The sequence below is a fragment of the Ruegeria sp. AM5 genome (assembly GCF_056540645.1).
Genome location: NZ_JBQFXC010000001.1, coordinates 426,572 through 439,729, shown reverse-complemented (window position 1 = coordinate 439,729; position 13,158 = coordinate 426,572). Strand labels below are relative to the sequence as shown.

General features: G+C 58.9%; 11 protein-coding genes. 5 read left to right on the top strand and 6 right to left on the bottom strand.

The window, feature by feature from the left end; all coding sequences use genetic code 11:
• Window position 1: 1 nt before the first annotated feature.
• The 3 genes from ACR0AH_RS02225 to bcoG all read right to left on the bottom strand — a co-directional run bounded on the left by ACR0AH_RS02225 (window position 2) and on the right by bcoG (window position 3,222).
• Window positions 2-763, bottom strand: coding sequence for an SDR family oxidoreductase (locus tag ACR0AH_RS02225; RefSeq protein WP_170396769.1), 762 nt, complete (start codon window positions 761-763; stop codon window positions 2-4).
• Window positions 760-2,241: a carnitine 3-dehydrogenase gene (locus ACR0AH_RS02220; protein ID WP_255612083.1), complete on the bottom strand. Its 1,482-nt coding sequence runs from the start codon at window positions 2,239-2,241 to the stop codon at window positions 760-762. The genes ACR0AH_RS02225 and ACR0AH_RS02220 overlap by 4 nt, the downstream gene beginning before the upstream one ends.
• A 63-nt stretch (window positions 2,242-2,304) precedes the next feature.
• On the bottom strand, window positions 2,305-3,222 hold the full coding sequence (gene bcoG, locus ACR0AH_RS02215; RefSeq protein WP_170509547.1) for a 3-dehydrocarnitine:acetyl-CoA trimethylamine transferase BcoG: 918 nt from the start codon (window positions 3,220-3,222) through the stop codon (window positions 2,305-2,307).
• 132 nt (window positions 3,223-3,354) lie between these two features.
• On the opposite strand from bcoG, the gene ACR0AH_RS02210 reads away from it, so the two are divergent.
• A complete protein-coding gene (locus ACR0AH_RS02210; protein ID WP_480590139.1) occupies window positions 3,355-4,341 on the top strand; it encodes a GlxA family transcriptional regulator in 987 nt (328 codons plus the stop codon).
• A gap of 75 nt (window positions 4,342-4,416) precedes the next feature.
• On the opposite strand, the gene ACR0AH_RS02205 is transcribed toward ACR0AH_RS02210, so the two are convergent.
• Genes ACR0AH_RS02205 through ACR0AH_RS02195 form a run of 3 tightly spaced genes read right to left on the bottom strand, consistent with a single transcriptional unit; the run spans window position 4,417 to window position 7,424 of the window.
• A complete protein-coding gene (locus ACR0AH_RS02205; protein WP_170732375.1) occupies window positions 4,417-5,463 on the bottom strand; it encodes an aldo/keto reductase in 1,047 nt (348 codons plus the stop codon).
• A 31-nt stretch (window positions 5,464-5,494) separates the two neighbouring features.
• Entirely contained in the window at window positions 5,495-5,953 is a 459-nt protein-coding gene (locus tag ACR0AH_RS02200; RefSeq protein WP_170732376.1) for a DNA polymerase III subunit chi, read from the bottom strand.
• A gap of 4 nt (window positions 5,954-5,957) precedes the next feature.
• Entirely contained in the window at window positions 5,958-7,424 is a 1,467-nt protein-coding gene (locus tag ACR0AH_RS02195; protein ID WP_480590136.1) for a leucyl aminopeptidase, read from the bottom strand.
• Between the two features lie 219 nt (window positions 7,425-7,643).
• Here ACR0AH_RS02195 and lptG point away from each other — a divergent pair, with 219 nt between their 5' ends.
• Genes lptG through pdxA form a run of 4 tightly spaced genes read left to right on the top strand, consistent with a single transcriptional unit; the run spans window position 7,644 to window position 13,115 of the window.
• Window positions 7,644-8,744: an LPS export ABC transporter permease LptG gene (gene lptG, locus ACR0AH_RS02190; protein ID WP_480590849.1), complete on the top strand. Its 1,101-nt coding sequence runs from the start codon at window positions 7,644-7,646 to the stop codon at window positions 8,742-8,744.
• Entirely contained in the window at window positions 8,744-10,909 is a 2,166-nt protein-coding gene (locus tag ACR0AH_RS02185) for an LPS-assembly protein LptD (protein ID WP_480590134.1), read from the top strand. Before lptG ends, ACR0AH_RS02185 begins: the two co-directional genes overlap by 1 nt.
• Window positions 10,900-12,153 carry a peptidylprolyl isomerase gene (locus ACR0AH_RS02180; protein ID WP_480590132.1) on the top strand — a complete coding sequence of 418 codons (1,254 nt, stop codon included), beginning with the start codon at window positions 10,900-10,902 and terminating at the stop codon, window positions 12,151-12,153. Before ACR0AH_RS02185 ends, ACR0AH_RS02180 begins: the two co-directional genes overlap by 10 nt.
• Entirely contained in the window at window positions 12,150-13,115 is a 966-nt protein-coding gene (gene pdxA / locus ACR0AH_RS02175; protein WP_480590130.1) for a 4-hydroxythreonine-4-phosphate dehydrogenase PdxA, read from the top strand. Before ACR0AH_RS02180 ends, pdxA begins: the two co-directional genes overlap by 4 nt.
• Window positions 13,116-13,158: the final 43 nt, after the last annotated feature.

The following is a 13,158-nucleotide window of genomic DNA, read 5'->3' as shown; positions in this document are numbered from 1 at the left end:
TTCACAGTTTCGGGTCAGGATTGACCGTATGGCCATCCACCGCGATTACCTGACCCGACACCAGCCTCGCTGCATCTGAAGCCAGGAATACAGCCATGTTCGCTATGTCCTGCGCCTCTACAAAGCGGCCCATGGACGTGCCCGAGGCATAGCCGTCGTAAACCTGATCCCGGGTCATGCCCTTGGCATCGGCCTCGCGCTGTAACACGCCCTCCATGCGTGGTCCTTCAACCGAACCCGGGCAGATCACATTGCAGCGGATACCGTGCGGCCCAAGCTCCATCGCCAGCGTCTTGCCCAATCCCACCATGCCCCACTTGGCCGCCGCGTACGGCGCGCGGTTGGGGTATCCGTACTGGCCTGCAGTCGATGAAGTGATCAAGATCGCCCCGCTGCGCTGCTGTTTCATCAGAGGTGCAGCGTATTTAGAGCACAAAAATGACCCCTCTAGATTGATGGAAAGGCATGACCTCCAATCCGTCAGGGAAACGTCCTCAACTGCTGCGGTGGGACCCGCTATCCCCGCATTCGCACAGAGCACATCAAGCCCGTCCCATTCGGTCTCAAGGTCAGTAAACGCAGCCGCGACAGCATCCTCATCCGACACATCAAGCTGGCTTTGCTTCCAATGCGCCGGGCAATCCGCCAACGCATCCGCATCAACATCCGCAACCCAGACCTGAGCCCCGGCAGCATCAAACGCTTCAGCCATGGCCCTGCCGACGCCAGAGGCGCCTGCGGTAATCAAGACCCGGCTGCTCATGCGGGCTTGCGGATCGCCGCGCCCGCGCCTTCGGGATAAGGCAACCCGGCCTGCGCCTCGGCAACCCGTGCCATCGCGGCCTCGATCTCGGGTGAAGGTCGGCTGGGGCGTCGGGTCTCAAGGCTGACATGCAGAAGAAAGCTTTCGCCTGTGGCCAACAGCGTTTCACCCTCGTACATGCTGTGGAAGACATGCAGCTTCTTGCCTTGCCCTAACAGCATCTGCGTACGGCATTCGATCCGCGACCCCGCATGGGTCTCCTGCATGTAACGGATGTGATTTTCGGCAGTGAAATAGCTGCCGCCTGTCGCGATATACTCCATATCGCAGCCAATGATTTCCATGAAACGATCCGTGGCTGCTGCAAAGGCCTCCAGATATTTAGCTTCATTCATGTGGCCATTGTAGTCGGTCCAATCCAGCGGAACGGCGCGCGACAGCGTGAGGATCGGCTGGCTCAGATCCGCCTCGTCCAGCGTCGGCAGCGCTCCTGGCTTCAAGGCCGCATCATGCTGGTTCAATACCGCCCCTGCACCATAGTTCTGGGCCTTCAGCGCCCGCATCATACCAACGAGGTTATTGTCCCGGATACGCTCCAACTCGCGGATCGAGTACTTGCCAGACTGCGCATCCGACTGATCCGCAATCATGTCGACCAACTCATCGGTGAACTCAGGCACGTCCATGAGCTTGGTCCAGGGCCATTTCAGCGCCGGGCCGAACTGAGCCATGAAATGCCGCATCCCGGCCTCTCCACCGGCCACGCGATAGGTTTCGAACAGTCCCATCTGGGCCCAACGGATGCCAAAACCCATGCGGATGGATTCATCGATCTCTTCGGTCGTTGCGATGCCGTCTTTCACCAGCCAAAGCGCCTCGCGCCACACCGCCTCGAGGAACCGGTCAGCAATATGCGCGTCGATTTCCTTCTTGATGTGCAGCGGGAAGAACCCCACCGAGGTCAAAAGATCTTTGGCCCGCGCGATCAAGTCAGGTGAATTCTTGTCGGTCGGAACCAGTTCGATCAGTGGCAACAGGTAGACCGGGTTGAACGGGTGTGTCACCACGATCTGCTCGGGTCGCAAAGCGCCTTCCTGCAACTCCGAGGGCTTGAACCCGCTGGTCGAGGACCCGATGATTGCATCTGGATCACAAGCCCCCTGCAAGCTCTTGTAAACCTTCAGCTTCAGATCGAGCCTTTCCGGTACGCTCTCCTGAATCCAGATCGCACCCTGAACTGCCTCACCGAGATCGTCATGAAAGCTCAGCGTCCCTTCTAGAGGCAGAGGTACATCGCTCAACCCCGGCAAAGAACGACGCGCGTTATCTAACACCTCACCGATCTTCCTCTCGGCTTCAGGGTCGGGATCGTATACCCGAACATCCCATCCGTTCAGCAGGAACCGGGCAGCCCACCCGCCACCAATCACTCCGCCTCCGATGATTGCTGCTGTTTTTGCTTGCTGTTCTTTGCCCACGATCCGCCTCTTCATCTGGCCAAAAATATCTCGGGGGTTTGGGGGCTGGCCCCCAATCCGCGACTACTTCGCAACCGGAGCCCGCTTGGTAAGCCCCAGCTTCTCACGTACTTCCTGCGGCCCGATCACCCGCGCGCCCATGTTTTCGATGATGCTGCCTGCACGCTCGACCAACTGCCAGTTTTCGGCCAGAACACCCTTTTCCAGCCACAGGTTGTCCTCCAGCCCGACGCGCACATTACCGCCCGCCAGAACCGAGGCCGCGACATACGCCATCTCATTGCGCCCCAGCGAAAACGCGCTGAACGTCCAGTCCTCCGGCACATTGTTCACCATCGCCATAAAGGTGTTGAGATCATCCGGAGCCCCCCACGGCACCCCCATACATAGCTGGACCAGAGCGTTCGGTTCCAGAACACCCTCTTTCACCAGCTGCTTGGCGAACCACAGATGGCCGGTGTCGAAGGCCTCGATCTCGGGCTTCACACCCAGATCGGTCATCATCTGCCCCATCGCCCGCAAGGCGCCGGGCGTATTGGTCATCACATAGTCGGCCTCGGCAAAGTTCATCGTGCCACAATCCAGAGTACAGATTTCAGGCAAGCACTCCGCTACATGTGCAACACGTTCAGTGGCACCAACCAGATCGGTTCCGGCCTCTGCCAAAGGCAGCGGATTTTCGATCCCGCCGAACACCATGTCTCCGCCCATGCCCGCCGTCAGGTTCAGAACCGCGTCTACTTCGGCATCGCGAATGCGGTCCGTGACTTCACGGTACAGCGCCAGATCGCGTGAAGGCGCACCGGTCTCGGGGTCGCGCACATGGCAGTGCACCACGGCCGCACCGGCTTTCGCTGCAGCAATTGCACTATCGGCAATCTGCTTAGGCGAACGCGGCACATGTGGGCTGCGATCCTGTGTCCCGCCCGAGCCGGTGACGGCACAGGTGATAAAGACTTCGCGGTTCATTTCCAAAGGCATGGCGTTATCCCCAGCTTATACCCGGTTTTACCGTGGGTTTTCCCCAGGCTTCTCCCCGGATTCCGATTTGCGTCAACGCCAACTCTGACGCAGCCTTGAGGGAACCACTTAGCAAAATGCGAATCAGACTTGATGAAATCCGCAAAAAACATACTGCAGCCCGAACATCGCGCCCTGAAAACGGCGGTGCTGGTGCTGGACGAATGCAACACACTCAGCTTCGCGGCCGCCGTCGATCCGATGCGTGCTGCCAACCGACTGGCGGATCGGCCCGCTTTTGATTGGGACTACGTCACGGCAACCGCAGAACCCGCGTTGCTGACCAGCGCTCTGAATGTGCAGGGCATTCCCCTGGCCCGGTTGCAGGGCTGCGATCTGTTGATCGTAGTTGCCGGATTCCAATTGGCCCGTCATGCGACGCCCAGCCTGCTCGCCGGGCTCCGCAGGATCGCGGCCACCGGTGCAACAATCGCCGGGATAGATGGCGGCCCCTGGTTACTGGCTGAGGCTGGATTGCTCGACGGTCACGCGGCGACGACCCATTGGGAGGATTTGGAGAACTTCGCTGCGCGCTTTCCCAAAGTCGATGTGCGCCCTGACCGATTTACCGTCTCCGATACACGCCTAACCTCCGGCGGCGCCGTCCCGGCGATCGATATGATGCTCCATATTATTGCTGCACGTCATGGCGCGGGCTTTGCCGCCCGCGTGTCCGGGCTATTCCTCTATGAAGGTGCGTCTCAGCCCTCAAAACCACAAAGCCGCACCGGTGCGCCGCACCGTCACACCGCGCTCACTGCCAAAGCCAACTCATTGATGGAATCCTCACTGGACGACCCCCTGTCCCTTGCGCACATCGCCGATAGACTCGGCACTAGTACGCGCACCCTGCAGCAGCAGTTCCGCCTGCGCCTGAATACAACTCCACAGGATCATTACCTGCAACTCAGACTGGCCGAGGCCCGCCGTCTGGTTACCGATACCGACCTGCCGCTGATGGACGTGGCGCTGGCCACCGGCTTCGCCTCGCAATCCAGCTTCGCCCGCGCGTTCCGAACCGCCCACGGCCTCACGGCTCGCGACCTCAGGCAAGACCGTACGCAACCAACCCATCACTGACACGATCCAACTTCATCTGGCATAAAATACCTCGGGGGAGTCGCCAAAGGCGACGGGGGCAGAGCCCCCATCCCTTCAATATGGCATCGGAAACGCCCGATGCGCCGCACTGATCTCGGCCATCACTTCGGACGACAGCTTCAAATCCTTACCCGCCAGAATATGTTCTAGCTGCGCTACATTTGTCGCGCCAAAGATGGTTGAGGCCATGAACGGACGGCTGCAACACCACGCCAGTGACATGTGGATCGGGTCCAGCCCATGCCGCGCGGCGACATCCAGATAAGCCGCCACTGCATCAAAAACGCGATCTGTTTTGCGCCCGCCCATATTCGGCACCAGCGCCATGCGTGATCCTTCTGGAACAGCACCCCCTTGATATTTCCCAGTCAGGAAACCTGCCGCCAACGGTGAGAATGATAGTAACCCGACATCTTCCAGAAGACACAATTCAGCCAGGTCGGTATCGAATAACCGGCAGAGCAAAGAGTATTCGTTCTGGATCGACGCGACCCGAGGTCCACTAACTTCATCCGACGCCCGCAACCACTGAGCGGTACCCCAAGCGCTTTCATTCGACAGACCAAAGGCGCGGATATTGCCCTTGTCCACCTGCGCCTGCAGAGCGATCAGGCTTTCGCGCATCTCGTCCATAATCTCGTCCCGGTTGTGACCCAAAGGCGCATAGTCCCAGTTCTGTCGGAACATGTAACTACCACGATTTGGCCAGTGGAACTGATAGAGATCTATGCAATCAGTCTGTAGACGACGCAGTGAACCCTCTATCGCCTCAGGTATGGTCTCTTTCGAGATTGGGGCGCCATTGCGCGCATGCACGAACCCTTCACCAGAGTGTTTCGTGGCCAGCACATAGTCACCGCGCCGCGAAGGATTGGCGGCATTCCAATTGCCAAGAATCTCTTCGGTCCGCCCGACCGTCTCTGCCGAGATCGGGTTCACCGGATACATCTCAGCCGCGTCGACAAAGTTGATCCCACCCGCAAGCGCCATGTCCATCTGGCGGTGCGCCTCAGTTTCCGAGGTCTGAGTACCAAAGGTCATTGTCCCAAGACATAAATCCGACACCATGATCCCGGTGCGGCCCAAAGGCTTCATATCCATTTGAAATCTCCTAAAATATATTTGTGACCGATCAAGCTTCGGCCTTTTTCTCCCATCGCCCGGATTCCTCGGACCAATACTGTGCCGAACACCCCGCCCCGGTCAGAGCCTTCCACTGCCCGCGCGCATGTTGAACCGCCTCCGGATCATTTCCGTCGAACAGAATGCAGACACGCTCCATGGTCGAAACTTCCTCCGCCTCAACCGTTGCCCCATCGACAGCCATCACACAGGTCGCGCCATTTGCAGCCCCTTGGCCGGTCGTCAGCAGAACGGGCTGTGCCGCGTCGTGCGGGCCACCTTCGCGGCCATGCGGCAGGAACCCGTCCTCAGGTCCCAGCCACAATTTCTCATCCAGCCAGTCCATCCGCACAGGGTCGATTCCCCGCACGGCAATCCGCCACCCGGCCTGTCGTGCCTTGTCGAGCAGCACAGGCAATGTGTGCTCTAACGGCTGGCGGGTCAGGTGGTAGAAATAGACGGCACCCATGCGCTTACTCGAAATTGTCCTGCACGAACCGGCTTAGCGCGCGGACGCCCCAGCCCGTGGCCCCTTTCGGCGCATAAGAGGTCTCGGAAGAGACAGAGGCCACACCTGCGATATCCAAGTGAATCCACGGCGTCTCTTCCTTGACGAAACGCTGCAGGAACTGCGCTGCGGTGATCGAACCTGCGGGCCGCCCGCCCACGTTCTTCATATCCGCAATGCGCGATTTAAGTTGTTTGTCGTAGCCTTCACCCAAGGGCAGCCGCCATGCGCCCTCGTCCTCGGCCTTGGCCGACTTCAAGAAGGCGTCGCAGAAGGTGTCATTGTTTGAAAACACACCGGCATTCTCATGCCCAAGACCAATGATGACCGCGCCCGTCAGTGTGGCCAGATCGATCATGCCCACCGGCTGGAACCGATCCTGCGCGTACCACATGACGTCACACAGAACCAAACGACCCTCGGCATCGGTGTTGATGATCTCGACAGTGTCGCCTTTCATCGAAGTGACCACATCGCCTGGGCGAGAGGCATTGCCCGAGGGCATGTTTTCGACCAACCCGACCAGCCCCACGACATTGGCTTTGGCGTTGCGCTTGGCCAACGCTCGCATGGCTCCGGCAACAACACCCGCGCCGCCCATGTCCATGGTCATGTCTTCCATGCCTCCGGCCGGCTTAAGCGAGATACCGCCGGTATCGAACACGACGCCCTTGCCGACCAAGGCCAGCGGCGCGTCATCCTTGTCGCCGCCGTCCCATTGCATCACCACAACTTTCGAGGGGCTGACCGAGCCCTGCCCGACGCTCAGCAGCGTACGCATGCCCAGTTCGGCCAGCTTGTCCTCTTCCAGAACCTCGACCTTCAGGCCCAGCGATTCCATCTCGACCAATCTGTCCGCGAACTCAGTTGTCGTCAGCACATTCGCGGGTTCATTTGTCAGATCTCGTGTCATGCGCACACCGTCTGCGACGGCATAGAGCGGTGCAAAAGCGGCTTCGGCCTCTTCCGGCTTGGAGTGACCGATGGTGATCTCACCCGCCGGGTCTGAGTCCTTGGATTTGTGGACATCGAAATCGTAGGCCCGCAGTACCATGCCCAAGGCTACCTCTTCGATACGCGCGTGATTGGCGGCCATGACCAGCACGGGTTTGCCCGCTGCAGCTTTCGCCAGATTGGCCCCGGCCTTGCGTGCCTCGTCAGAGTCGGGGCGACGCGGCAACACCAGAATATCCAGCGCCTCGGCCACCATTCCGGCAGGCCAGGCCAGCGAAATAACATTACCCGATTTGACCTTGCTGAACCGCTCGCTTTCGACCAGCCGCGCAACCGCGCCTTTGGTCAGGCGATTGGCTCGACGCGCGGCGGGGCTCATCTTGCCATCGGCGGGAATGAGAATGGCCACGCGCCCTTCGGTTTGCGCTATCGCATCAAGGTCAAAGGGGGTGAATCGGACGGGCACAAGACTGCTCATATCATTCTCCTGAAAAATGCGTTGCCCAAGACCTAGCCCGCGCAGCCACCGTTGACCAGATAGCAGTTTTCCCCGCCGGGCAATTGCATTATGGTCGCGCGAAAATAACGGCAGGCTCGGGGGAGAGAACGTGACACCAATCGGCAGTTACAGGCCGTCGCGCATGATTCCATGCCCGATTGTGATTCTTGGATGCCGGGGTTTGACGGGGATGCCCAAGTGATCCTCGACCGCTATTTTGCCCGCCGCTTTGTTCAAAGCTTTCTTGTAATCGGCGGTATTTTTCTGACCCTGATGATCCTGATCGATCTGATCGAACAGGTGCGGCGGTTCGATGGTGTTGACCTATCCTTTGGCCAGTTGCTGCAACTGACGTTGCTGAACACACCGGCCGCGATCAGCGAGATGTTGCCCCTGCTGATGATCCTAGCCACGATCGCGCTGTTTGTCGGCCTCGCCCGCAGCTCCGAACTGGTGGTGACCCGCGCAATCGGGCGATCCGGTATCCGAGCCCTGCTAGCGCCCGTGTTGCTTGCGCTGACCATCGGCGCACTTGCTGTGACTTTGCTGAATCCCATCGCGGCCGCGACGTCGGAAGAGTTCCAACGTTTGTCCGATGGCTATCGCAACCAGGGTGGTTCAGCCCTGTCCATCAGCCGCGAGGGGTTGTGGTTGCGCCAGAGCTCAGCCAACGGTCAGTCGGTGATTCACGCAACCGGCACTGTCAATGGCGACCGGTTCGCCCTGCGGAACGTGACCATCACAACGTTCTCATCCGACGGCAAGCCGAACCAGCAAATCTCGGCCCAGAAAGCTGATCTGGAGGATGGATTCTGGACCTTGCATCAGGCCAAAATCTGGCCCATTAAGGACGATCTCAATCCCGAAGCAAATGCCACCAGCCATGAGATCCTGAACCTACCCACAACGCTGACCAGAGACCGGATTCTGGACACTCTCGGGCAAAAGGATTCAGTTTCGGTCTATGATCTGCCCCAGTTGATTCGTGATCTGGGCGAGGCGGGATTTTCAACCAAGCAATATGAGGTCTGGCTGCAAGTACAACTTGCGCGACCCCTGTTTCTGGTTTCGATGGTTCTGATCGGGGCCGCCTTCACAATGCGCCATGTCCGGTTCGGCGGCACCGGAGTTGCCGTGCTGACCGCTGTATTGCTGGGGTTCGGTATCTACTTCATCCGGAATTTCGCCCAAATTCTTGGCGAAAACGGGCAATTACCTATTCTGGTCTCGGCCTGGGCCCCACCCTTTGCGGGCATTCTACTGTCTCTGGGCCTGTTGCTCCATGCGGAGGATGGCTGATGCGCTCCGTCCTGTCTTTGTTGCTGTCGAGCGCACTGATCCTCTCGCTGCCAGCAGCAGTTGCCGCACAGTCCGAACCAGAAGGTGCCGCCAGCGAGGCTGACGCAACTGAACAGAATCAACCCGCCCTACTGGTGGCCGATGAGATATTCATTACCCCGGATCGCAAACTGGTCGCAGAGGGGAATGTCGAGGCCTTCCAAGGCGACGTCAAACTGACAGCACAAAGCGTCACCTATGATCGCGAAACCGGCGAGCTGACCCTGACCGGCCCAATCCGGATCGATCAAGGCGGAAACAGCACATTGCTGGCCGATTCCGCGCAGTTGGACAGCGGGATACAAAATGGCCTTTTGATGGGCGCGCGTATGGTCTTTGACCAGCAAGTGCAGATCGCCTCAGTTCAGGCCACCCGTGCGGCAGGTCGCTATACGCAATTCAGCAAGGTCGCTGCAACGTCATGTCATGTCTGCGCGAATGGCAGACCCCCGATCTGGCAAATTCGCGCCCGGAAAGTGACCCATGACCAGCTTGAACGGCAGCTCTATTTCGAAGGCGCACAGTTCCGAATACTCGATGTCCCGGTCTTCTACTTTCCCACGTTGCGCCTACCCGACCCGACACTTGAGCGGGCGACCGGCTTTCTCGTGCCGTCGATCCGCACCACTTCGCAACTGGGCACTGGCGTTCAGGTGCCGTATTTCTTCAAGATCGGAGATCACAAGGACCTGACTCTGACGCCCTATCTGTCGTCCAAGACCCGCACACTTGGGTTTCGTTACCGGCAGGCATTCAAACGCGGGCGCATTCGGCTGCGAGGCTCTTATACACGCGACGACCTGCAGCCCGGTCAAGACCGGGGGTATTTCTTCGCCGATGGCCGGTTCGGTCTTGGAAATGACTACCGGCTGACATTCGATATCAAAACAACTTCGGATGACTCGTATCTGGCAGATTACGGCTTGCCCGATTTTGACCGCCTGCGTAGCGAAATTGCACTTGAGCGGATCAAGCGTGATACGGCGTTCAGAACCAGCTTCATCCACTACAAGTCCCTTCGGGATAGCGAAAATCAGGATGAAATCCCATCGCGTGTCTTCGACATCAACTATCGAAAGCGATTCTTCCCCAGCACCTTAGGGGGTGAAGTTGAACTAAGCCTCGATGGTCACACCCACACGCGAACCAGTGACGAAGATATTATTGGTCGCGACGTCGCCAGGGCAACATTCGATGCGGAATGGCTGCGCAACTGGACCTTTGCGACCGGATTACGTGCAGAGGCATTGGTGGGCGCGTCAGTGGATACGTTCAATATCCGCAATGACAGCGAGTTTCCGAACAATGTAACCCGCTCGACCCCGCGCGCAGCTTTTACCCTGCGCTACCCCATGCTGCGCCGCGAGCAGTCCGGTGCAACACAAATCCTTGAGCCAATCGCGCAAATTGGTTGGACGCATGTTTCGAACAATGACGTTCCCAACGATGAAAGTACCTTTCAGGAACTCGATCAGGGCAATCTTTTGTCCCTTTCGCGCTTTCCGGCCCCCGACCGCCGCGAAGACGGTGCAACAGCCGTTGTGGGCCTGAACTGGTCTCGGTACAACGCTGACGGCTGGCGGGCGCTGGCGACAATCGGACAGGTCTTCCGGTCCGATGCGGATCCGGATTTCACGCTCACATCGGGGCTGCAGGGTACCAAGTCCGACATTCTGCTTGCCGGGCAATTGAATAACGGCAAGGGGCTGACATTGGCCGCGCGTGGGCTTTTAAACAGCGATTTCAGTTTTACCAAAGCTGAAATTCGTGCAGGCTGGTCTAATGGAGATACGGCAATCTCCGGCGGTTACATCTGGCTCGAGCCTGATCCTGCTGAAGCGAATAATGATGAAATCTCGGAATTACGGGTGAGCGGTCGCTACCGCGTAGATCAGAATTGGTTGACCCGAGCCAACGCACGCTATGATTTCAGCGAATCTGAACCACTCCGCCTTGGGTTCGGCGTGACCTACGAAAATGAGTGTGTGCAGGTAAATGTGAACGTCAACAGACGCTTTACCTCCACATCAAGTATTGAGCCTTCGACAGAATTCGGCTTTACCGTTGCCCTGACAGGGTATTCCGTCGAAGGCGATGGACAGAAGTTTAAGAGAAGATGCAGTTGATCTCAGGTTTCACAAAATCTCTCCGCTCTGGCTGCCGTAGATCGGTGCTGCCGGTGCTGGCTGCCGCGCTTGTTGCAATGGCCACACCACAGGTCCAGGCTCAAAGCCTGTTCTCGCCTGCAATCCGGGTCAATCAGGACATCGTCACCTGGTATGAACTTCAACAACGTCAGCAGTTTCTCGAACTGCTCGGCGTTCCGGGCAGTTCCGAGCGCGAAGTCCGCGAAGCCCTGATTGAGGATCGTCTGCGCAAACAGGCGATGCGCGATGCCGGCATCGAAGCCGCGCCCGAAGATATCCAGACCGGGATTGATGAATTCGCCTCGCGCGGCAACCTCAGCAGCGAAGAGTTTCTGCAGCTGCTCAACGATGCGGGCGTATCAAAGGAAACCGTCCGGGATTTTGTTGCCGATCAACTGTCCTGGCGCGACTTTGTCAGTACCCGCTTTCTGTCGCAGGCTCGCCCCTCGGAAGATGAGATCAACCGTGCTTTGGGTCAGGGTGGCGGCGGCGGCCTGCAGGTTCTGTTGTCCGAAATTATCATTCCGGTAACACCGCAGACCCTGGCGCAGGCTGAAGCCCTGGCCGATGAAATCTCACAACTTCCCGATCAAGACAGCTTTTCTTCGGCTGCTACGCAATACTCTGCCGCTGCCACACGCGAGAATGGCGGGCGACTGGATTGGCTGTCGCTCAACAACCTGCCTCCGGCCCTGCAACCCGTCATTCTGGGCTTGAAAAACGGTGAGATCACTGACCCACTTTCGCTCCCGAACGCCGTGGCTCTGTTCCAGATGCGCGGCATCCGCGAAGTTGCCGCAGGTGCCCCAACCTATTCCGAGATCGACTACGCGATCTACTACCTTCCCGGCGGCCGCAGCGCCGAAACGCTTGCAAAAGCCGAAAAGCTCAAGGAAGAGATCGACACCTGCGATGACCTCTACGGCATCGCCAAAGATCAATCGCCCGACGTGCTGGAACGCCTTACCCAAAGCCCCTCGGCGATTCCACGCGACGTAGCGTTTGAGCTGGCCAAGCTTGATCCAAATGAGGCATCGGCCACGCTGACGCGCAACAACGGGCAGACGCTGATGTTCCTGATGCTGTGCAATCGCACCCGCAACCTGGGCGAAGATACCACCCGTGTGGACGTGGCAAACGCACTGACCCAGCAACGGTTACAGGCCCTTGCAAACAGCCTGCTGGAACAGCTGAGGGCCGACGCTGTCATCATCGAACAATGATCGCCCCAATCGCGCTAAGCTGTGGTGAGCCCGCCGGGATCGGACCCGAAATCGCAGCCAAAGCTTGGGCAGCCCTGCGCGATACCTGTCCGTTCTTCTACATCGGCGACGCATCACATTTGCCCGATGGAACACCCATTACCCGGATCGCCGACCCGTCTGAGGCCACACCGGCCAGCGCCTCGGCTCTGCCGGTGCTGCATTTCGACTTTCCTGCCCCGAACACGCCCGGCCACCCCGATCCAGCAAACGCACTTTCGGTCATCGATTCTATTGAAAAGGGTGTTGAGCTGGTGAGTTCCGGCGCAGCCTCTGCACTGTGTACCGCGCCGATCCACAAAAAGGCGCTGATCGACGGTGCGGGCTTTGCCTTCCCCGGCCATACCGAATTTCTTGCTGCTTTGGCAGGCCGGTCACGCGTGGTAATGATGCTGGCCAGCGAACAGCTCCGCGTGGTTGCGGCCACCATCCACATCCCGCTCTCTCAGGTCCCAAGCGCACTCACCCCAGAAGTGCTGCAAGAAACCATCGAGATCACCGCCCAAGGCCTGCGCACCCAATTCGGTATCCACCATCCTCGCATCGCCATCGCGGGGCTGAACCCCCACGCTGGCGAAGGCGGGAAAATGGGTACGGAAGAGCTTGACTGGATCGCGCCACTGATCGCAGACCTCAATCCAGTCGATTGCACCGTGACCGGACCCCACTCGGCAGACACCATGTTCCACGCCGCGGCGCGCACGCGATATGATGCCGCGATTGCGATGTATCACGACCAGGCCCTGATCCCGATCAAGACACTGGATTTCGACAGCGGTGTGAACGTAACCTTGGGCCTGCCCTTCGTCCGGACCTCGCCGGATCACGGCACCGCTCTGGACATCGCGGGCCAATGCCGCGCGACCGCCACCAGCCTGATCGAGGCCCTGAAACTCGCCCAACGAATGGGCCATTCCCGCTAATGCTTCATCTGGCCCCAAATACCTCCGCCGGAGGCAAAAAAAT